Source organism: Enterobacter sp. UPMP701 (genome assembly GCF_053709515.1).
Map to the genome: position 1 here is coordinate 22,549 of NZ_JBSKJN010000004.1, position 19,131 is coordinate 41,679.

Here is a 19,131-nt window from a genome sequence, read left to right on the forward strand (position 1 = left end):
TGTGCCTTCTTTTGTTAGTCGTTTCGATGATCAATCACAAGTCATCGAGGAATGTTTTATCCAGCTGCTTAAAAGCACGCTTTAACGTGTCGGCCAGCGCCTGATAATCCGGCTTGCCTTCAACGGGTGCCAGCGCCTGTCCAGCCTCCTCCAGTTTTCCTCGCACTTCATAAAACCAGTGTAAAATAGAAGGCGGAAGCGGCGTGATGGATCGTTTACCTAACCACCACAATCCCTGCATCGGCAGGCTTAACGCAAACAGCGCCGTGGCAACGGCGGGGCCAAGCTGTCCACCCAGGGCGATTTGCCAGCACAGGGTAAAGATAGCGACAGGGGGCATAAAGCGAATCGCATAGCGCGTGGCGCGGATCGTGCGATTCTCAATAAACATCGGCGCGAGGCGCTTTTCCAGTGGCCACGTCTTTGAATAATGCTGCCCCCGGCGAAACAGACTGAAGAAGTTCACGGATGGGATTTCGGGTGTCGACATGGCTGTACCTCAACTTCACATATAAAAATTAAAATTTTCGTGCAAAACCACAACAGGCTATGACAACGTTCAAAATATTTTGTCATCGCTACCCCGTATCGGGTATTCTGTGCCAGCCTGATAGGGCCGTAGACGAGAAGCGGTAACTCGTCAAATTATCGCATATTATGCCATTGTCTGAAAAATGTTCAAAATGGCTTAAAATCATAGGTATTTCTTCCATCCTGCCAGAATGTTCGTTTGGCATGATGTTAATCATAAATGTCTGGGTCAGCATGCGTTACGCTTTTAGACTCACTGACGTTTTTTTAGCCACGTATCAATTATAGGTACTTCCATGTCGAGTAAGTTAGTACTGGTTCTGAACTGCGGTAGCTCTTCACTGAAATTCGCCATCATCGATGCGCTTAACGGTGACGAATACCTCTCTGGTTTGGCCGAATGTTTCCATCTGCCTGAAGCACGTATCAAGTGGAAGATGGACGGCAGCAAACAAGAAGCGGCTTTAGGTGCAGGCGCCGCTCACAGTGAAGCGCTGAACTTTATCGTTAACACTATTCTGGCACAAAAACCAGAACTGTCTGCTCAGCTGACCGCAATTGGTCACCGTATCGTCCACGGCGGCGAAAAATACACCAGTTCCGTGGTAATCGACGACTCCGTGATCCAGGGTATCAAAGACTCTGCGTCTTTCGCACCGCTGCATAACCCGGCGCACCTGATCGGTATCGCTGAAGCACTGAAATCCTTCCCGAGTCTGAAAGACAAAAACGTGGCTGTGTTCGACACTGCGTTCCATCAGACCATGCCGGAAGAGTCTTACCTCTATGCCCTGCCATACAGCCTGTACAAAGAGCACGGCGTTCGTCGTTACGGCGCACACGGCACCAGCCACTTCTATGTGACTCAGGAAGCCGCAAAAGTTCTGAACAAGCCGGTTGAAGAAGTGAACATCATCACCTGCCATCTGGGCAACGGTGGTTCTGTTTCCGCTATCCGCAACGGTAAATGTGTTGATACCTCCATGGGTCTGACCCCGCTGGAAGGTCTGGTGATGGGTACCCGTTCCGGTGACATCGACCCGGCGATTATCTTCCACCTGCACGACACCCTGGGCATGAGCGTTGACGACATCAACAAAATGCTGACCAAAGAGTCTGGCCTGCTGGGTCTGACCGAAGTCACCAGCGACTGCCGCTATGTTGAAGACAACTACTCCGAGAAAGCAGACGCTAAACGTGCAATGGACGTTTACTGCCACCGTCTGGCGAAGTACATCGGTTCTTACACTGCGCTGATGGACGGTCGTCTGGACGCGGTTATCTTCACCGGTGGTATCGGTGAGAACGCGGCAATGGTCCGTGAACTGTCCCTGGGCAAACTGGGCGTTCTGGGCTTCGATGTTGATCACGAGCGTAACCTGGCTGCCCGTTTCGGCAAGTCTGGCTTCATCAACAAAGAAGGTACCCGCCCTGCTATCGTTATCCCAACTAACGAAGAGCTGGTCATCGCGCAAGATGCGCACCGCCTGACTGCCTGATTCCACACCGCCAGCAATGCTGGCGGTGCTGTTTTGTAACCCGCCCAATCGCGGCGGTAACGAAAGAGGATAAACCGTGTCCCGTACTATTATGCTGATCCCTACCGGAACCAGCGTCGGCCTGACCAGCGTCAGCCTTGGCGTGATCCGTGCTATGGAACGCAAAGGCGTTCGTCTGAGCGTCTTTAAGCCTATCGCCCAGCCACGTGCCGGTGGCGATGCACCAGACCAGACCACCACCATCGTTCGTAAGAACTCCAATCTGCCAGCGGCTGAACCGCTGAAGATGAGCCACGTTGAGTCTCTGCTCTCCAGCAACCAGAAAGACGTGCTGATGGAAGAGATCATCGCCAACTACCACGCTAACGCGCAGGACGCGGAAGTGGTGCTGGTTGAAGGTCTGGTCCCAACCCGCAAACACCAGTTTGCCCAGTCTCTGAACTTTGAAATCGCGAAAACCCTGAACGCAGAGATCGTTTTCGTGATGTCTCAGGGCACTGACACCCCGGAACAGCTGAACGAGCGTATCGAACTGACGCGCAGCAGCTTCGGCGGGGCGAAAAACACCAGCATCACCGGCGTGATCGTGAACAAACTGAACGCACCGGTTGATGAGCAGGGCCGTACTCGCCCTGACCTGTCCGAAATCTTCGACGACTCTTCCAAAGCGAAAGTCATCAAAGTTGACCCGGCTAAACTGCAGGAATCCAGCCCGCTGCCTGTACTCGGCGCGGTGCCATGGAGCTTCGATCTGATTGCCACCCGTGCAATCGATATGGCGCGTCACCTGAACGCCACCATCGTTAACGAAGGCGACATCAACACCCGCCGCGTGAAGTCCGTGACCTTCTGTGCGCGCAGCATTCCGCACATGCTGGAACACTTCCGCGCAGGCTCCCTGCTGGTGACCTCCGCAGACCGTCCTGACGTGCTGGTTGCAGCCTGCCTCGCGGCGATGAACGGCGTAGAAATCGGTGCAATCCTGCTGACCGGTGCCTACGAAATGGACCCACGCGTCAGCAAGCTGTGCGAACGCGCGTTCGCCACCGGCCTGCCGGTCTTCATGGTGAACACCAACACCTGGCAGACCTCCCTGAGCCTGCAGAGTTTCAACCTGGAAGTGCCGGTTGATGACCACGAGCGTATCGAGAAAGTTCAGGAATACGTTGCGGGCTACATCAACGCAGACTGGATCGAATCCCTGACGGCAACCTCCGAGCGCAGCCGTCGTCTGTCTCCTCCTGCATTCCGTTACCAGCTGACCGAGCTGGCGCGTAAAGCGGGCAAACGCGTTGTTCTGCCAGAAGGCGACGAACCACGTACCGTTAAAGCGGCTGCTATCTGCGCAGAGCGCGGCATCGCAACCTGTGTGCTGCTGGGTAACCCGGATGAGATCACCCGCGTTGCGGCGTCTCAGGGCGTTGAGCTGGGCGCTGGTATCGAAATCGTTGACCCTGAGGTGGTTCGCGAAAGCTACGTTGCCCGTCTGGTTGAGCTGCGTAAGAGCAAGGGCATGACCGAAGCCGTTGCGCGCGAACAGCTGGAAGACAACGTGGTGCTGGGTACGCTGATGCTGGAGCAGGACGAAGTTGACGGTCTGGTTTCCGGTGCGGTTCACACCACAGCGAACACCATCCGTCCACCGCTGCAGCTGATCAAAACCGCTCCAGGCAGCTCTCTGGTTTCTTCCGTATTCTTCATGCTGCTGCCTGAACAGGTTTACGTTTACGGCGACTGCGCGATCAACCCGGATCCAACCGCAGAACAGCTGGCCGAAATCGCTATTCAGTCCGCGGACTCTGCGATTGCCTTTGGTATCGAACCGCGCGTAGCGATGCTCTCCTACTCCACCGGTACTTCTGGTGCAGGTAGCGACGTAGAGAAAGTGCGTGAAGCGACCCGCATTGCACAGGAAAAACGTCCTGACCTGATGATCGACGGCCCGCTGCAGTACGACGCCGCTGTAATGGCTGACGTTGCGAAATCCAAAGCGCCGAACTCGCCGGTTGCAGGTCGCGCGACCGTGTTCATCTTCCCGGATCTGAACACCGGTAACACCACCTATAAAGCGGTACAGCGTTCAGCAGACCTGATCTCCATCGGGCCAATGCTGCAGGGCATGCGCAAACCTGTGAACGACCTGTCCCGTGGCGCGCTGGTTGACGATATCGTCTACACCATCGCGCTGACCGCGATTCAGTCTTCGCAGCAGCAGTAATTAGAACCGTAGGCCCGGTAAGCGCGAGCGCCACCGGGCAACAAAAAGGCGACCACAAAGGGTCGCCTTTTTTATTTACATCAGCTCTCTTGCCGCCGACACAATGTCATGTGCCGTCAGGCCATACTCCTTCTGCAGGAAATCCTGCGTTCCCACCTGACCGTATCGCTCCTTAACGCCCACACGACGCATCGGTACCGGGCAGGTCTCCACCAGCACTTCCGCCACCGCCGACCCCAGCCCGTTGTGAATGCTGTGGTTTTCGCAGGTGACGATGCGCCCGGTTTTCTCGGCGTAGTTTTTCACCAGCATCCGGTCGATGGGCTTCAGGGTAAACATGTCGATGACCGCTGCGCTTACCCCCTCCTGCTCCAGCTGGCGCGCCGCCTCCAGCGCTTCCGCCACCATGATGCCGTTGGCGATCAGGGTAATATCGGTTCCTTCGCGCAGCACGTTGCCTTTGCCAATGGTGAAGGTTGAGCCCGGTGCATACACGCTCGGTGCCTGCTTACGGATGGTCCGCACCCAGTAGAAGCCTTCGAGGTCGATAAGCTGGCGCAGCACATCTTCGAACATCACCGCGTCGGTCACCTCCAGCACCACCGAGTGCGCCAGGCCGCGCACGATGCCCATATCCTCAAACGACATATGCGTCCCGCCGTTGTGGCAGGCCGTCACGCCCGCATCCGAGGCAATCACCTTCACGTTATTGCGCTGGTAGTCCAGGGACATAAACAGCTGGTCGAAGCAGCGGCGGCTGGCAAACGCGGTGAAGGTATGCACGAACGGTTTACGGCCGGTAAGCGATAGCCCCGCCGCGGTACCGATGACGTTGGCCTCCATAATGCCGCAGTTAATCACGTGCTGCGGATAATCGCGCGCCACGCCGTCCATCGCCATCGAGCTCATCAGATCCGCTTCCAGGGCGATAATCTCGCTTCCTGCTTCTATCTGTTTAGCCACAAAACCCGCGTAGACCTTACGCATCTCAACGGAATCTTTCTGTCCTGTCGGTGCAACCTTAATCATGTGAAGCCTCCAGTTGGCAAATCGTCTCGTTGAGGGCCGCTTTGCTCTCCGCCGTCAACCGCAGGTGGTGCGAGTTGCTGAGCTGCTCCAGGTACGGCACCCCCTGCCCCTTGATGCTGTCGAGGATAACGACTAACGGACGCGCATCAGCAGACGGGATCCGTGACGTCACCGCCAGCAGACCCGGAACGTCGTCGCCCTTCACCGTCGCCACGTCAAAGCCAAAGGCGCGGAATTTTCCCTCCAGATCGAACGCGCTGATAATCTCGTCCAGCTCGCCGTCGAGCTGCTGTTTGTTCCAGTCCACAAACACCGTCAGGTTGTTCAGGCGGTGGTGGGCGATAAACTGGAACGCTTCCCAGCACTGGCCTTCGTTCAGCTCGCCGTCGCCAACGATGCAGAAAACCCGGTTCGGTCTCCCTGCCAGCCTGTGCGACAGCGCCATGCCGCCCGCAATGGAGATCCCCTGCCCCAGCGAGCCGGTGGTGGCATCCACGCCGCGCGTTTTCAGGCGGTCCGGGTGGCTTGGCAGACGCGTGCCGTTCTGGTTCAGGGTGCTCAGCTCCTCCATCGGGAAGTAGCCCTTAATCGCCAGGGTGCTGTAGAGCGCCGGGCCTGCATGACCTTTCGAAAGCACAAAGTAATCGCGCTCAGGCCAGTCCGGATCCGCCGGGTCGATCTTCATCACCGCGCCGTACAGCACCGCCAGGGTTTCGACGACCGACATGCTGCCGCCGTAGTGCCCAAAGCCCAGATGCGTCAGGGATTTCAGCGTCTCAAGACGGATCTGACGCGCCAGTTCGGTTATCTCGTTCTCATTCATGATTTGGCTCCGGTATTTTCCTGCGCGTTACCGCCCGCAGGCTTATTTTTCGCGAATACGTTGTAGGCCACCAGCAGCGCGAACAGCGCCACAACCAGCCCGGTAATGGCAAGCGGTGACAGGAAGCGCGCCAGGTTGCCCAGCACAATCCCGACCGCGCCGAAGTCGGCGTCCGAGAAGGTGGTGTTGGCAAAGCCAATGGCGCCCAGCACCGGCAGCAGCAGGACCGGCAGGAAGGTAATCAGCAGGCCGTTGGCGAAGGCACCAATCATCGCCCCGCGGCGTCCACCGGTGGCGTTACCGAACACGCCCGCCGTTGCGCCGGTGAAAAAGTGAGGGACCACGCCCGGCAGGATCAGCACCCAGTTGAACTGTCCGCAGATGACCAACCCCACAATCCCGCCGAGGAAGCTGAACAGGAAGCCAATCAGCACCGCGTTTGGCGCATACGGGTAGACCACCGGGCAGTCCAGCGCCGGACGCGCGTTCGGCACCAGTTTTTCTGAGAAGCCGGTAAAGGCCGGGACGATTTCCGCCAGAATCAGGCGTACGCCCTGCAGAATGATGAATACGCCCGCCGCGAAGGTGATCGCCATGATGATGGCGTATACCAGGTAGTTCTGGCCGCCGCTGAAGGTCGCCTCGACGTACTCGCGTCCGGCGCTCACCGCCATGATCAGGTAGATAATCATCATGGTCAGAGAGATGGAGATCGAGCTGTCGCGCAAGAAGCTGAGGTTCTTCGGCAGGTTCATCTCTTCGGTCGAACGGGAGCCTTTGCCGACCTTGCTGCCAATCCAGCCGGACAGCACGTAGCCCAGCGTGCCGAAGTGGCCGAAAGCAATTTCATCGTTGCCGGTGATGCGCTTCATGTAGCGCTGCGCAATCGCCGGGAAGAAGGCCATAATCAGGCCGAGGATTAGCGAGCCGGTAAACACCAGCCCTACCCCTTCAAAGCCCGCCACCGTCAGGATCACGCCAATCATGCACGCCATGTAGAAGGTGTGGTGCCCGGTAAGGAAGATATACTTCAGTCGGGTAAAGCGCGCGACGATAATATTCGCCACCATGCCGAAAGCCATAATCAGCGCGGTCGCTGCACCGTATTTTTCCAGCGCAATTGACACAATCGCTTCATTGTTTGGAATAATGCCCTGGATAGTAAAGGCGTGCTCAAACATACCGCCTAACGGATTTAACGACCCCACCAGCACCGTGGCGCCACCGCCCAGCACAATAAAACCGAGAATCGTTTTAATTGTGCCTTTTACGACATCAGAAAACGCTTTTTTCTGTGCAACCAGACCAATTAACGCAATTAACCCCACCAGAACCGACGGGACTTTTAAAATATCGACAACGAAATTCAGCGTTTCAAGGATAAACATATCCACCTCGCCTTATCAGGGTTATTGTCTGTCGAACCATGCGCGCAGCTGCGCTTCGAGTTCGTTGATATCAATGATGTTATTGATCACCACCAGCTGGCTTTCCGGCACGCTGGCGCTGGCCGCAATGTCCTTCGCCATCACGAACAGGTCAGCCGCGCCCGGCGTGGCAGAGGAGAGATCGGAGTGTTCAACCTCGGCGTCAATGTCCAGCTTTTTGAGCACCTTTTTAATGTTCATTTCGACCATAAAACTGCTGCCCAGGCCGGAACCGCAAATAGCCATGATTTTCATTGTTGTCCCCTTATTTTGAGTAGAGCACGCCCCATCACGCTGGCGCGTAATGTTGTGAATAACCGGATTAAAAAGTTAAATCAGAAGCGGTCAATAATGGCTTTAATTTCCTCCAGGGTATTCGCCTGATGTAATTTTTCCATATCTTCGTCGCTGGAAAATAATTCAGCGAGCGCGGATATCATTTCGATATGGCTATGTTTATCCGGTGCCGCGAGCATAATAATCACATCGACAGGGTCAAACTCTCCGGCACCAAACGAGACGCCCTGTTTTAATTTTAATAAAGACAACCCCAGTCCTTTGGCTCCCTCCTCCGGCCGCGCATGCGGCATCGCCAGCCCTGGTGCCAGCACGTAATAGGGTCCTAACGCATGATGTTGTTCGACAATCGCCGTAATGTATTCCGGTGCAATCACCTGCAAATCCAGCAGCGGTTTTGCGCACAGCTCCAGCGCCTGCGGCCAGTTCTCGACGCTATCCTGCAGCGTGATGGTTGTATCATATATCCACTTTTTGAGCATTTTTTACTCCCGCGACACGACCAAGATGGGCAAACTTTATTCAACCCATCACACATTGACTGCGATCGCGATCACAAAGATAGCGCTACCAACAATCAACATGCAGAAGTGTGATAGCGCTATCAAATTATCATCATCGTGTGAAATCACAGCAAAAAAAGGGATTTAAGGCGTATACTGCGTGTCACGTGAAACGAAGGAAAAACGCGTCTGGTCAGCAGGAAGGTGTATGTCTTTAACCCGTAAACGGCGCAGTACCGGAAAAGTAACGCTCGCCGATGTCGCGCAGCTTGCCGGCGTAGGCACGATGACCGTCTCCCGTGCCCTTCGCACGCCCGAACAGGTCTCCGATAAACTGCGTGAAAAAATTGAAGCCGCGGTGCAGGAGCTGGGTTATATGCCCAATCTCGCCGCCAGCGCACTGGCATCCGCGTCCTCATGGACGATTGCGATGGTTGTTCCCAACCTTTCCGAAGCCGGTTGCTCTGAAATGTTTGCTGGCTTACAGCAGGTGCTTCAGCCTGCCGGATACCAGATTATGCTGGCAGAGTCCCAGCATCGGCTTGAGCAGGAAGAGAAACTGCTTGAGACCCTGCTGGCGTCAAATATCGCCGCCGCGATTTTGCTCAGCGTTGAGCACACCGACACCGTTCGCCACTGGCTGAAAAACGCCTCGATTCCGGTGATGGAGATGGGTGCCATGCGTGCCGACCCGATTGATATGAATATCGGCATCGATAACGTCGCCGCCATGTATGAGCTCACGGAAATGGTTATCCAGCGTGGCTATCAGAATATTGGCCTGCTGTGCGCCAACCAGGAACAATGGATTTTCCAGCAGCATTTGCAGGGCTGGTACAAGGCGATGCTGCGCCATCATCTGTCGCCGAACCGGGTGATTAACGCGGCGATGCCGCCGAGCTTCTCGACCGGCGCGTCACAGCTGCCAGAGTTCCTGCTGGCGTGGCCGGAGCTGGATGCGCTGGTGTGCGTATCAGACGAGCTGGCCTGTGGCGCGCTGTATGAGTGCCAGCGTCGACGCATTAAAGTGCCGGACGATCTGGCTGTCGTGGGCTTTGGCGACAGCGACGTGAGCCGCGTCTGCCAGCCGCCGCTGACGACGATGGCGGTACCGCATCGTAAGATTGGGATTGAGGCCGGGAAAGCGCTGCTGGAACGTCTGAATGATGGAGACTGGCGCGACCATAAACCCATCGCGTCCAGCCTCTGTTTGCGGGAAAGCTGTTAAGGCTTACTCAGCCTCTTCCTCTTTTTCCGCTTTATTTTCCGGCTTAGCAGATTCGTTTTTGGCGTTGCGGGTCATCCACAGCGCCAGCGCTTTTAACGAATCCGGGGTGAATTCGTCACAACGCGCGGTAATTTCTTCCGGCGTCATCCAGCAGACTTCGCTCACTTCCTCTTCCTGCAGAGCGAAAGGCCCGTGAGACACGCAGCTAAACAATCCGCCCCAGACGCGGCAGTTTTCGTCTTCGAAATAGAACTGGCCGTGCTCGGCAAACGGCACGCCCGCAATACCTAACTCTTCTTCCGCTTCACGACGCGCGGAATCCAGCAGCACTTCATCGGCCTGCACGACGCCGCCGGCGGTGGCATCCAGCATGCCGGGAAGAAAATCTTTGGTGTCCGTGCGGCGCTGGACCAGAATCTTGCCCATACCGTCATGCACAACGATGTACGTTGCACGGTGACGCAGACGCTCTGCACGCATTTGTTCGCGGCTCGCCTGCGCGATCACTTCATTTTCTTCGCTGACAATGTCAACCCATTCAGTACTTGCCAAATGATTCTGCTCCACCATCGGGAAACCTTCTCGTCTAAGCGCTCTTTCGGCGCGTTTGCAGTTGTGGTGTAACTTACGGATTAATCGCTACCTGCGCAATAACTTGCTGATCATTAAGTGCGATAACGCTCAGGGTATTTCCATCCAGCAGGCCGTAGCTCGCAGGATATCCGCCTTTCGGGATGCTGACCGACCCCGGGTTAAAGTGATAGATCTCACCGCGTTTTTCCGCCACCGGAATATGAGTATGACCGTAAACCAGGACATCGCCAGCCGCGAGCGCCGGGAGATTATCCGGGCCGAAAAGGTGTCCGTGGGTCAGGAACAGGCGGCTGTTTTCCAGCAGCACCTGTTGCCACGGCGCGGTAAGGGAAAAATGCAGCAGCATCTGGTCGACTTCGCTGTCGCAGTTACCGCGAACGGCGAGAATGCGCGAGGCAAACGGGTTAAGCTTTTCCGCCACCTGCGCCGGAGCATAGCCTTCCGGCAGCGCATTGCGCGGACCATGATTCAATACATCACCCAGAATAATCAGCCACTGCGCGCCGCTTTGCGCGAAAATGGAGAGAACACGCTCGGTAGCGGGCAGCGATCCATGGATATCCGACGCAAACATCAGTTTCATCAGTCACTCCTCGGGAAAACAGACTGCCCCTATCATACCTGAAGCGTCAGGGCTTATCAGCCCACGCGCTTAGCGGAGAGTGCCACATAGCGCTGTACGGAGGCCCGCTGCCACTGGAACGCCGCATAATCCACCAGCAGTTGCGGAACGTCGTCGCCGTTGAGGATTAAACGGTTTAACATCAGCGCCAGATCGGTATCGGCAATACACCACTCGCCAAACAGATTCGGATTGCCGTGAGCGAGCAGCGCGGTAGCGGTTTCAATCAGCTTTTGGGCGCTGTCGGCGCCTTCTGCGCTGAGCGCTGGCTTTTTAACCCCGGCAAACACCACATCCGTCGAGCGCTCGACGCGAATCGGCACCAGATCGCTACGCAGCCATGCCTGGATCTGCCGCGCACGGGCGCGCTTTTGCAGATCGTGAGGATAGATGCGCTCCCACTCCGGCGGCGCAAAACGATCTTCCAGATATTCATCAATCGCCGAGGATTCGCTCAGCGCAAAACCATCGATTTCCAGCACGGGCACGCGACGCGTCAGGTCGTAACCCTGCCACTGAGGTTTGAGGTGTTCACCACCGTCGAGATCGACGGTCTTCAGGGTAAAAGAGAGCCCCTTTTCGGCCAGCGCAACGTAAACGCTCATAACATAGGGAGAAAAGAAATTCGCATCGGACCACAACGTAATTACGGGCTGGTTCATAACATCCTCATTGGCTGATCGGTTTTTACTCAACATATAATCTCTTTGCTTCGCTGTCACTTGATGAAAACTCACGATTTACAACAAGCACCTATACTCATTTGTCATGGCACCACTATTCGCATGGACAGGAGTTGAGAATGATTGACCTTTATTACGCCCCTACCCCAAACGGCCATAAGATCACCCTCTTTCTCGAAGAAGCCGAACTGGATTACAGAATCATTCGCGTGGATATCAGTAAAGGCGAACAGTTCAACCCCGTGTTTCTGGCTATCTCGCCGAACAATAAAATCCCGGCCATTATTGATAACCAGCCAGCGGACGGAGGCAGGCCGTTGAGCCTGTTTGAATCCGGTGAAATTTTGCTTTATCTGGCGGAAAAAACCGGCAAGCTGCTGAGCAGTGAATTGCGCGAGCGTCACCACACCCTGCAGTGGCTCTTCTGGCAGGCAAGCGGCCTGGGGCCGATGCTGGGGCAGAACCACCACTTCACCGCCTTTGCGCCGCAGACCATTCCTTACGCCATCGAACGCTATCAGGTCGAAACCCAGCGCCTTTACGGCGTTCTGAATCAGCGGCTGGAGAAAACGCCGTGGCTCGGTGGCGACCATTACAGCATTGCCGATATCGCCTGCTGGCCGTGGGTGAACACACATGAAAAACACCGGATTGACTTAGCCTCTTACCCGGCGGTCAATAACTGGTTTGAGCGTATCCGTACCCGCCCGGCCACCGAACGCGCGATGCAAAAAATCCAGCAAATTTAAACTTGTAGGAGGCTGGGTGCCTGCAAGGCTCTCATGTATTATGGGCGGGAAATACTGACACGGAGAAGACCTGCAATGTCACAGCCCGACGCTATTATTCGTATAAAAAATTTACGCTTGCGCACGTTCATTGGTATCAAAGAGGAAGAGATTGCCAACCGTCAGGATATTATCATTAATGTGGTGATTCACTACCCGGCAGACAAAGCACGAGCCAGCGAAGACATCAATGATGCGCTGAACTATCGCACGATCACCAAAAACATTATCCAGTACGTGGAAAACAACCGCTTCTCTCTGCTGGAGAAATTAACTCAGGATGTGCTCGATATCGCACGCGATCATCACTGGGTCACTTATGCTGAAGTAGAGATCGATAAACTTCACGCCCTGCGCTATGCCGACTCCGTCTCCATGACGTTAAGCTGGCGACGCCAGGCATAAACCTGGAGGTTGTATGAAGATTCTGCTGACCGGCGGTACAGGCCTGATTGGGCGCCACCTCATTGCACGTTTGCAGGCGCTGCATCACGACATTACCGTGGTGACCCGCAGCCCGGAGAAAGCGCGCCAGGTGCTGGGTTCGGGTATCGACATCTGGAAAGGTCTGGCTGAACAGCAGAATCTGGACGGCTTCGACGCCGTCATCAACCTTGCGGGCGAGCCCATCGCCGACAAGCGCTGGACCGAAGAGCAGAAACAGCGATTGTGCAGCAGCCGCTGGAACATCACCGAGAAGCTGGTTGAGCTGATTCGCAACAGCCAGACCCCGCCGTCAGTGCTGATTTCAGGCTCTGCGACGGGTTACTACGGCGATCTTGGTGAAGTGGTGGTAACCGAAGAGGAGCCGCCACACAATGAATTTACCCATAAACTCTGCGCCCAGTGGGAGCGTATCGCCTGCGCGGCGCAGAGCGATCGTACCCGCGTCTGCCTGCTGCGTACCGGCGTGGTGCTTGCGCCGAAAGGCGGCATTTTGGGTAAAATGCTTCCTCCCTTTAAGCTGGGGCTTGGCGGGCCGATCGGCAACGGGCGTCAGTATCTGGCCTGGATCCATATCGACGATATGGTGAACGGCATCATATGGTTGCTGGATAACGATCTGCGCGGGCCGTTTAACATGGTTGCGCCCTATCCGGTACGTAATGAACAGTTTGCCCATGCGCTGGGGCATGCCCTGCATCGTCCGGCCATTTTACGCGTGCCTGCGACGGCGATTCGCCTGTTGATGGGGGAAGCGTCTGTGCTGGTGCTGGGCGGCCAGCGGGCGCTGCCCAAACGGCTGGAAGCGGCCGGGTTTGCCTTCCGCTGGTATGATTTAGAAGAGGCGCTGGGGGATGTGGTGCGCTGAATATGTTACAGTAATACGCCATGTTTCGATGAAATGGCGTAACAATGGCAACCATCACCACTCCCCGGCTTCATCTCACCCCTTTCGAACCTACTGACTGGGCCTTTTTCCGCACCCTGCGTGAAAATCCCGCCATCATGCGCTATATGGCCGCGATTGCGCCTGAAAAAGAGACCCGACGTGTCTTTGCCGCACGCCTGATGGCAGAGCATGTTTTCGTGATTCGTTTTCGAAATGACGGTACGCCGCTTGGCGATATTGGCCTGCAAATCAGCCCAGAGAACCGTGAAGAGGCGGATATCGGCTATACGGTGGTGCCTGCCGCTCAGGGAAAAGGGGTTGCCAGCGAGGCGTTAAGGGCGGTGTGCGAATACGCATTTAGCCAGACGGGCGTGAAGGCGATTAATGCGTACGTGCTGGCGGACAACGGCGGGTCTGTGCGCGTGCTGGAGAAAGCGGGTTTTGTGCGCACGCAGGTGCTGGAAAAAGCCTATGAGATTGACGGCGTGCGGTATGACGACTGGGTGTATCGGCTGGAGTGCGGTGCGGCCTGAGGCCCTCTCCCACGGGGAGAGGGTGAGGCAAAAACTACTTCAGCGATCCCTTGAGGAACTGCTGTAAACGCGGGCTTTGCGGGTTTGCTAACACCTCGTCAGGGTGCCCCTGCTCTTCAATTTTCCCCTGATGCAGGAAGATAACGTGGTTAGAAACGTTACGGGCGAAGCCCATCTCGTGCGTCACCACCACCATCGTTTTGCCCTCTTCCGCCAGCTTTTGCATGATGCGCAGTACTTCGCCAACGAGTTCAGGATCCAGCGCGGAAGTCGGTTCGTCAAACAGCAACACTTCCGGCTCCATCGCCAGCGCACGGGCGATAGAAACACGCTGCTGCTGCCCCCCTGACAGGTGCACCGGATATTTGATCTGCTGCCGCTCGTCGATACCCACTTTCGCCAGGTATTTGACCGCACGCTCGCGGGCTTCCTGCTTGCTTAAGCCGAGCACCTGAACCGGCGCTTCCATCACGTTCTCCAGCACCGTCATGTGGCTCCAGAGGTTGAAGTGCTGGAACACCATCGTCAGGCGCGTACGCAGCAGGCGCAGCTGATTTTTATCCGCCACCTTCAACTGCCCGTCTTTGTCACGCACCAGATTAATATTCTGCCCGCTCACCACAATCGAGCCTTCGCTCGGTTTTTCGAGGAAGTTAATACAGCGCAGGAAGGTACTTTTACCCGAACCGGACGAGCCGATGATACTGATCACGTCGCCCGCATTCGCCTGCAGCGACACCCCTTTCAGCACTTCATGTTCGCCGTAGCGTTTGTGCAAATCAATAACGTTTAATTTGTTCTCAGCCATCATCTTTCTCAGTGCGTCGAAGAAGGTTTTATATGCTGCAACCAGCGTTTTTCAGCCTTACGGAACAGGCTAATCAAAACATAAGAGATAATTAAATAAAGCACCGCCGCAATGCCAAACGCGGTAAACGGCTGATAGGTCGCGGAGTTGATATCGCGCGCGATTTTGAGCAGGTCCGGCACCGTCGCGGTGAAGGCGAGCGCGGTTGAGTGCAGCATCAAAATCACTTCGTTACTGTACGCAGGCAGCGCAATACGCAGCGCCGACGGCAGAATAATGCAGCGATAAAGCTTCACGGAGGAGAAGCCGTACGCACGCGCCGCTTCAATTTCACCGTAAGGTACGGAGCGAATTGCTCCCGCGAAAATCTCGGTGGTATAGGCGCAGGTGTTGAGCGTCAGCGCCAGCACCGTACAGTTCAGTCCGCTGCGGAAGAACGCATTCAGCATCTCGGTGCCTTTTACGATCTCAAGCGTATACATCCCCGAATAGAACACCAGCAGTTGCACGTACAGCGGCGTGCCGCGAAACACATAGGTAAACAGCCAGATCGGGAACTGGATAAATTTGTTGTTCGACACGCGGCCAATGGCGAGAAACACCGCCAAAATGCCGCCCATCACCACGGAAGAAATCAGCAGCCAGAGCGTAATAGCCACGCCGGTAAAGCGGTAGCCATCCGTCCACAGCAGGGATTTCCAGTATTCCTGAATAATCTCAATCACAGGTCAGCCCTCTTCACACCCACGGAGTAGCGCCGTTCGAGCAGAAGCAGCACACCATTGGAGACGGTCGTAAAGACCAGATAAATCACGCCGCAGACCACCGCAAAGTAGAACGGCTCCCAGGTGCTCTTGCCCGCCAGCTGAGTCGCTTTCACGACGTCTTCCAGACCGAGCAGCGAGACCAGCGCCGTCGCTTTGAGGATAACCTGCCAGTTGTTACCGATGCCCGGGAGCGCATAACGCATCATGGCCGGGAACATAATCCGACGAAACGTTTGTGAAGAGGTAAAACCAAATGCGGTTGCCGCCTCAATGTGGCCTTTCGGCACGGCCATGTAAGCACCGCGGAAGGTTTCCGTGAAGTAGGCACCGTAGATAAAACCGAGGGTAATAATACCGGCCACCATCGGGTCGATATCAATTTGTCCCATGCCCATCGCGTCCGTTACGCTGTTCAGCGCAATCTGCAGACCGTAAAAGATAAGCAGCATCAGCACCAGATCGGGAACGCCTCGAATAAGCGTGGTATAGCCTTCGAAAATGAGCGCCAGCGGTTTGTTAGCCGAAAGCTTCGCCCCTGCGCCCGCCAGACCTATCAGCACCGCCAGTACCACGGAGCTGATAGCCAGCTCAAGGGTGACAAGCGCGCCCTGTAAAATAACGCCAGAAAATCCGTACAGCATACCGCGAGCCCTGTCGTATCGTGAGTGGTAAACCGTGTCTTATCCCCTCCCACTGCGGGAGGGGCCGCACGTTATTTGACGGAGCGATTAGCCGCCGTACACATTAAAATCGAAGTACTTTTTCGCCAGCTTGTCGTAGGTGCCATCAGCGCGCATTTCAGCAAACGCTTTGTTCAGCGCTTCACGCAGTTCGTTGTCTTCTTTGCGCAGCCCCATACCGGTGCCCACGCCAAAGAGCTTCTCGTCCTTAATGGACGGACCGCCGAACTTGTAATCTTTGCCTACCGGCTGCTTCAGGAAACCTTCGCTTGCCGCAACCTCATCCTGGAAGGCAGCATCAATACGGCCTGCCGTCAGGTCTGCGTAAATATTTTCCTGACCCTGATAGGAGACGATTTCAATCCCCTTCGGTGCCCAGTGTTCGTTACCGTAGGTTTCCTGCGTGGTGCCCTGCAGCACGCCCACGCGTTTCCCTTTCAGCGACTCAAGCGTTGGCTGAATATCAGAAGATTTAGCTACCACCAGACGTGAATCGGCCGCATAGAGTTTGTCGGTGAAGGCAATCTCCTGCTGGCGTTTCTCGGTGATGGAAAGCGAGGACATAATCACGTCGATTTTTTTGGCTTTCAGGGATGGGATCAGCGCATCCAGTGGGTTTTCGACGTAGGTGCACTGCGCTTTGATGCGTTTGCACAGCTCGTTGGCCAGATCGATGTCAAAACCCACCAGTTCACCCTTTGAATTCTTCGATTCAAACGGGGCATAGGTTGGATCGGTACCGATACGGATTTTCTGCGGAATGGCTGCGAATGCCGCGGTGGCGCTGGAAAAGGCCAGTACCAGAGATAGTGACAACACGAGTTTTTTCATATTTGTCCTCAACAAACTGTCTTCATACGGTTTTTTACGACGACGGGGTGGCGTTAATGTGCCATTAATCCACGCTGTCAGGCAAAGAATAATGCCTTCCAGGCGGGAATTTTTGCATTATAAATGCTTAAGTATGCACGTGGCGACCCAATATGGTGCACAAATTGCACCATATTGAATCACCCACACCCGCGACGCACCACGCCGGTCCGTTAGTCACCGTAGACGTTGAAGTCGAAGTATTTCTTCGCCAGTTTGTCGTAAGTACCGTCTTTGCGCAGCTCCGTGAATGCTTTGTCAAAGGCGGCTTTCAGCTCTTTATCGTCCTTGCGCAGGCCGATACCGGTGCCGTCACCGAAGTATTTTTTGTCTTTCACGGACGGGCCCGCAAAGGCGTAATCTTTACCGGCCGGCTGCTTCAGGAAGCCTTCGCTCGCCGCGACTTCATCCTGGAACGCGGCATCCAGACGACCTGCCGCCAGGTCAGAGTAGATCAGATCCTGGTTCTGGTAAGCCACCACGTCGACGCCCTTCTCGCGCCAGTTGGCATTCGCGTAACCTTCCTGGGTCGAGCCCTGAAGCACGCCAACATGCTTGCCTTTCAGCGAGTCGATGGTTGGCTGGATCGGGGAACCTTTTGCGGCAATCAGACGTGAATCCGCAGCGTAGAGCTTGTCAGAGAAGGCAATCTCCTGCTGACGTTTTTCAGTGATGGAGAGAGAAGAGATAATGGCGTCGATTTTCTTGGCTTTCAGCGACGGGATTAATGCGTCGAAGTCGCTGCCCACCCATGTGCATTTCACTTCCATACGTTTGCACATTTCATTTCCCAGATCGATATCAAACCCCACGAAATCGCCTTTCGCATCCTTGGAAGAGAATGGCGCGTAGGTTGCGTCTGTACCGATACGAACCGTCTGTGGAAGCGCTGCGTAGCTACCTGCTGCCGCACTTAACCCCACGAGCAAAGACAGAGCCAGAACCGTCTTCTTCATACATTTACCCTCAAGTACCGTGATTTTATTATGTATTGTGTTGTGTGTTGTGTTGCAGGCTTCATCTTGCAGGTCTTATGCCACATTGCCGTCTGGTCAAAACTTCGACGTTAAATATGTTAATAAAACGTTGCGATATTGCCTTAATGGTGAAAGATAGCAGGTCTGCCGAACGAACCGGAGAGAGAAAAAGGGAAAAAGCGAATTAAATGTCGAGGATATGATCGCCGTTGCATAATTGCCCTGAAACAGGGCAACGTCTCTTTTCATGCACAGCATTTGTGCACAGTATCAGGCACCCTGCCAGCGGGCGAAGAGATCTTCCGGCAGGTCGATGTCAAACTGATCCAGCACGCGGTTAACGGTCTGGTTAATGACATCGTCCAGCGACTGCGGGCGATGATAGAACGCCGGAACCGGCGGCATGATCACCGCGCCCAGCTCGGCGGCCTGGGTCATCAGGCGAAGATGACCCAGATGCAGCGGCGTTTCCCGCACGCAGAGCACCAGCGGGCGGCGTTCTTTTAGCACCACATCCGCCGCGCGCGTCACCAGAGTGTCGGTATAGCTGTTCACAATGCCGGAGAGCGTTTTAATGGAACAGGGCAGGATAACCATACCGGCCGTTTTGAACGAGCCTGAGGAGATGCTGGCGGCGATATCGCGCGCATCGTGGACCACGTCCGCCAGCGCCTGAACATCACGCAGGGAGAGATCGGTTTCAAGGGAGAGGGTCTGCCGCGCCGCCTGGCTCATCACCAGATGCGTTTCCACTTCTGCCACGTTCCGTAAAACCTGTAGCAGACGAACGCCGTAAATCGCGCCGCTGGCACCGCTGATGCCTATGATGAGTCGTTTCATGATTTCGCCCTTGCTGAATTCTGGGCTGACTGTGCAGGATTTTGCAGGGAGTTGCAAGTGAGGGCGAGCGCCCTCACTTGC

Annotated in this window: 22 protein-coding genes; 7 read left to right on the forward strand and 15 right to left on the reverse strand. The window is 55.5% G+C overall.

The genetic code is table 11. The annotated features are described in order from the left end of the window. Window positions 1-34 precede the first annotated feature (34 nt). A complete protein-coding gene (gene yfbV, locus ACWKXT_RS11630) occupies window positions 35-490 on the reverse strand; it encodes a terminus macrodomain insulation protein YfbV (RefSeq protein WP_045339250.1) in 456 nt (151 codons plus the stop codon). Between the two features lie 337 nt (window positions 491-827). On the opposite strand from yfbV, the gene ackA reads away from it, so the two are divergent. Together ackA and pta are read left to right on the forward strand one after the other, a co-directional pair. Then, window positions 828-2,030, forward strand: coding sequence for an acetate kinase (ackA, locus tag ACWKXT_RS11635; RefSeq protein WP_454532496.1), 1,203 nt, complete (start codon window positions 828-830; stop codon window positions 2,028-2,030). Between the two features lie 76 nt (window positions 2,031-2,106). Continuing rightward, window positions 2,107-4,248 carry a phosphate acetyltransferase gene (gene pta / locus ACWKXT_RS11640; RefSeq protein ID WP_454528986.1) on the forward strand — a complete coding sequence of 714 codons (2,142 nt, stop codon included), beginning with the start codon at window positions 2,107-2,109 and terminating at the stop codon, window positions 4,246-4,248. A gap of 75 nt (window positions 4,249-4,323) precedes the next feature. Here pta and ACWKXT_RS11645 read toward each other — a convergent pair whose 3' ends face one another. The 5 genes from ACWKXT_RS11645 to ACWKXT_RS11665 form a co-directional block, all read right to left on the reverse strand. Continuing rightward, window positions 4,324-5,277 (reverse strand): transketolase family protein, encoded by a 954-nt coding sequence (locus tag ACWKXT_RS11645; protein ID WP_454532497.1) that lies wholly within the window; start codon window positions 5,275-5,277, stop codon window positions 4,324-4,326. After that, a complete protein-coding gene (locus ACWKXT_RS11650) occupies window positions 5,270-6,100 on the reverse strand; it encodes a transketolase (RefSeq protein WP_454532498.1) in 831 nt (276 codons plus the stop codon). The genes ACWKXT_RS11645 and ACWKXT_RS11650 overlap by 8 nt, the downstream gene beginning before the upstream one ends. Then, window positions 6,097-7,488 carry a PTS ascorbate transporter subunit IIC gene (locus ACWKXT_RS11655; protein ID WP_131634872.1) on the reverse strand — a complete coding sequence of 464 codons (1,392 nt, stop codon included), beginning with the start codon at window positions 7,486-7,488 and terminating at the stop codon, window positions 6,097-6,099. The genes ACWKXT_RS11650 and ACWKXT_RS11655 overlap by 4 nt, the downstream gene beginning before the upstream one ends. 21 nt (window positions 7,489-7,509) lie before the next feature. After that, window positions 7,510-7,782, reverse strand: coding sequence for a PTS sugar transporter subunit IIB (locus ACWKXT_RS11660; RefSeq protein ID WP_116338550.1), 273 nt, complete (start codon window positions 7,780-7,782; stop codon window positions 7,510-7,512). Window positions 7,783-7,862: 80 nt separating this feature from the next. Continuing rightward, on the reverse strand, window positions 7,863-8,306 hold the full coding sequence (locus tag ACWKXT_RS11665) for a PTS sugar transporter subunit IIA (protein ID WP_454528991.1): 444 nt from the start codon (window positions 8,304-8,306) through the stop codon (window positions 7,863-7,865). 229 nt (window positions 8,307-8,535) lie between these two features. Between ACWKXT_RS11665 and ACWKXT_RS11670 the strand changes: the two genes are divergently transcribed. Continuing rightward, on the forward strand, window positions 8,536-9,555 hold the full coding sequence (locus tag ACWKXT_RS11670; RefSeq protein WP_454528992.1) for a LacI family DNA-binding transcriptional regulator: 1,020 nt from the start codon (window positions 8,536-8,538) through the stop codon (window positions 9,553-9,555). 3 nt (window positions 9,556-9,558) lie between these two features. Here the strand turns inward: ACWKXT_RS11670 and yfcD are convergent, their stop codons facing one another. Genes yfcD through yfcF form a run of 3 tightly spaced genes read right to left on the reverse strand, consistent with a single transcriptional unit; the run spans window position 9,559 to window position 11,433 of the window. Then, complete coding sequence (gene yfcD / locus ACWKXT_RS11675) at window positions 9,559-10,125, reverse strand: NUDIX hydrolase YfcD (protein WP_454528993.1); 567 nt, start codon at window positions 10,123-10,125, stop codon at window positions 9,559-9,561. A 55-nt stretch (window positions 10,126-10,180) separates the two neighbouring features. Then, on the reverse strand, window positions 10,181-10,732 hold the full coding sequence (yfcE, locus tag ACWKXT_RS11680; protein WP_454532499.1) for a phosphodiesterase: 552 nt from the start codon (window positions 10,730-10,732) through the stop codon (window positions 10,181-10,183). Window positions 10,733-10,788: 56 nt separating this feature from the next. Continuing rightward, a complete protein-coding gene (yfcF, locus tag ACWKXT_RS11685) occupies window positions 10,789-11,433 on the reverse strand; it encodes a glutathione transferase (RefSeq protein WP_454532500.1) in 645 nt (214 codons plus the stop codon). Window positions 11,434-11,573: 140 nt separating this feature from the next. Between yfcF and yfcG the strand changes: the two genes are divergently transcribed. From yfcG to ACWKXT_RS11705, 4 genes are all read left to right on the forward strand, one after another. Continuing rightward, on the forward strand, window positions 11,574-12,203 hold the full coding sequence (gene yfcG, locus ACWKXT_RS11690) for a GSH-dependent disulfide bond oxidoreductase (protein ID WP_454528995.1): 630 nt from the start codon (window positions 11,574-11,576) through the stop codon (window positions 12,201-12,203). Window positions 12,204-12,278: 75 nt separating this feature from the next. Next, window positions 12,279-12,647, forward strand: coding sequence for a dihydroneopterin triphosphate 2'-epimerase (gene folX, locus ACWKXT_RS11695; RefSeq protein WP_454528996.1), 369 nt, complete (start codon window positions 12,279-12,281; stop codon window positions 12,645-12,647). Window positions 12,648-12,660: 13 nt separating this feature from the next. After that, a complete protein-coding gene (locus tag ACWKXT_RS11700; RefSeq protein ID WP_454528997.1) occupies window positions 12,661-13,554 on the forward strand; it encodes a TIGR01777 family oxidoreductase in 894 nt (297 codons plus the stop codon). Window positions 13,555-13,598: 44 nt separating this feature from the next. After that, window positions 13,599-14,108 carry a GNAT family N-acetyltransferase gene (locus ACWKXT_RS11705; RefSeq protein ID WP_454529000.1) on the forward strand — a complete coding sequence of 170 codons (510 nt, stop codon included), beginning with the start codon at window positions 13,599-13,601 and terminating at the stop codon, window positions 14,106-14,108. A 34-nt stretch (window positions 14,109-14,142) separates the two neighbouring features. Here the strand turns inward: ACWKXT_RS11705 and hisP are convergent, their stop codons facing one another. The 6 genes from hisP to ACWKXT_RS11735 form a co-directional block, all read right to left on the reverse strand. Next, complete coding sequence (gene hisP / locus ACWKXT_RS11710) at window positions 14,143-14,916, reverse strand: histidine ABC transporter ATP-binding protein HisP (RefSeq protein WP_182274551.1); 774 nt, start codon at window positions 14,914-14,916, stop codon at window positions 14,143-14,145. Window positions 14,917-14,924: 8 nt separating this feature from the next. Next, window positions 14,925-15,641 carry an ABC transporter permease gene (locus ACWKXT_RS11715; protein ID WP_008502590.1) on the reverse strand — a complete coding sequence of 239 codons (717 nt, stop codon included), beginning with the start codon at window positions 15,639-15,641 and terminating at the stop codon, window positions 14,925-14,927. After that, window positions 15,638-16,324 (reverse strand): histidine ABC transporter permease HisQ, encoded by a 687-nt coding sequence (locus ACWKXT_RS11720; protein ID WP_014832782.1) that lies wholly within the window; start codon window positions 16,322-16,324, stop codon window positions 15,638-15,640. Before ACWKXT_RS11720 ends, ACWKXT_RS11715 begins: the two co-directional genes overlap by 4 nt. Window positions 16,325-16,411: 87 nt before the next feature. Next, window positions 16,412-17,194 (reverse strand): histidine ABC transporter substrate-binding protein HisJ, encoded by a 783-nt coding sequence (gene hisJ / locus ACWKXT_RS11725; RefSeq protein WP_047367997.1) that lies wholly within the window; start codon window positions 17,192-17,194, stop codon window positions 16,412-16,414. Window positions 17,195-17,406: 212 nt separating this feature from the next. Next, on the reverse strand, window positions 17,407-18,189 hold the full coding sequence (argT, locus tag ACWKXT_RS11730) for a lysine/arginine/ornithine ABC transporter substrate-binding protein ArgT (protein WP_028013956.1): 783 nt from the start codon (window positions 18,187-18,189) through the stop codon (window positions 17,407-17,409). Between the two features lie 291 nt (window positions 18,190-18,480). After that, window positions 18,481-19,050, reverse strand: coding sequence for a UbiX family flavin prenyltransferase (locus ACWKXT_RS11735; RefSeq protein ID WP_454529001.1), 570 nt, complete (start codon window positions 19,048-19,050; stop codon window positions 18,481-18,483). Window positions 19,051-19,131: the final 81 nt, after the last annotated feature.

Excerpts from the sequence above, each read along its gene's own strand:
- yfbV (WP_045339250.1), bottom strand. The coding sequence starts at position 490 with ATGTCGACACCCGAAATCCCATCCGTGAACTTCTTCAGTCTGTTTCGC.
- ackA (WP_454532496.1), top strand. The coding sequence starts at position 828 with ATGTCGAGTAAGTTAGTACTGGTTCTGAACTGCGGTAGCTCTTCACTG.
- ACWKXT_RS11645 (WP_454532497.1), bottom strand. The coding sequence starts at position 5,277 with ATGATTAAGGTTGCACCGACAGGACAGAAAGATTCCGTTGAGATGCGT.
- ACWKXT_RS11650 (WP_454532498.1), bottom strand. The coding sequence starts at position 6,100 with ATGAATGAGAACGAGATAACCGAACTGGCGCGTCAGATCCGTCTTGAG.
- ACWKXT_RS11655 (WP_131634872.1), bottom strand. The coding sequence starts at position 7,488 with ATGTTTATCCTTGAAACGCTGAATTTCGTTGTCGATATTTTAAAAGTC.
- ACWKXT_RS11660 (WP_116338550.1), bottom strand. The coding sequence starts at position 7,782 with ATGAAAATCATGGCTATTTGCGGTTCCGGCCTGGGCAGCAGTTTTATG.
- ACWKXT_RS11665 (WP_454528991.1), bottom strand. The coding sequence starts at position 8,306 with ATGCTCAAAAAGTGGATATATGATACAACCATCACGCTGCAGGATAGC.
- ACWKXT_RS11670 (WP_454528992.1), top strand. The coding sequence starts at position 8,536 with ATGTCTTTAACCCGTAAACGGCGCAGTACCGGAAAAGTAACGCTCGCC.
- yfcD (WP_454528993.1), bottom strand. The coding sequence starts at position 10,125 with ATGGTGGAGCAGAATCATTTGGCAAGTACTGAATGGGTTGACATTGTC.
- yfcE (WP_454532499.1), bottom strand. The coding sequence starts at position 10,732 with ATGAAACTGATGTTTGCGTCGGATATCCATGGATCGCTGCCCGCTACC.
- yfcF (WP_454532500.1), bottom strand. The coding sequence starts at position 11,433 with ATGAACCAGCCCGTAATTACGTTGTGGTCCGATGCGAATTTCTTTTCT.
- yfcG (WP_454528995.1), top strand. The coding sequence starts at position 11,574 with ATGATTGACCTTTATTACGCCCCTACCCCAAACGGCCATAAGATCACC.
- folX (WP_454528996.1), top strand. The coding sequence starts at position 12,279 with ATGTCACAGCCCGACGCTATTATTCGTATAAAAAATTTACGCTTGCGC.
- ACWKXT_RS11700 (WP_454528997.1), top strand. The coding sequence starts at position 12,661 with ATGAAGATTCTGCTGACCGGCGGTACAGGCCTGATTGGGCGCCACCTC.
- ACWKXT_RS11705 (WP_454529000.1), top strand. The coding sequence starts at position 13,599 with ATGGCAACCATCACCACTCCCCGGCTTCATCTCACCCCTTTCGAACCT.
- hisP (WP_182274551.1), bottom strand. The coding sequence starts at position 14,916 with ATGGCTGAGAACAAATTAAACGTTATTGATTTGCACAAACGCTACGGC.
- ACWKXT_RS11720 (WP_014832782.1), bottom strand. The coding sequence starts at position 16,324 with ATGCTGTACGGATTTTCTGGCGTTATTTTACAGGGCGCGCTTGTCACC.
- hisJ (WP_047367997.1), bottom strand. The coding sequence starts at position 17,194 with ATGAAAAAACTCGTGTTGTCACTATCTCTGGTACTGGCCTTTTCCAGC.
- argT (WP_028013956.1), bottom strand. The coding sequence starts at position 18,189 with ATGAAGAAGACGGTTCTGGCTCTGTCTTTGCTCGTGGGGTTAAGTGCG.
- ACWKXT_RS11735 (WP_454529001.1), bottom strand. The coding sequence starts at position 19,050 with ATGAAACGACTCATCATAGGCATCAGCGGTGCCAGCGGCGCGATTTAC.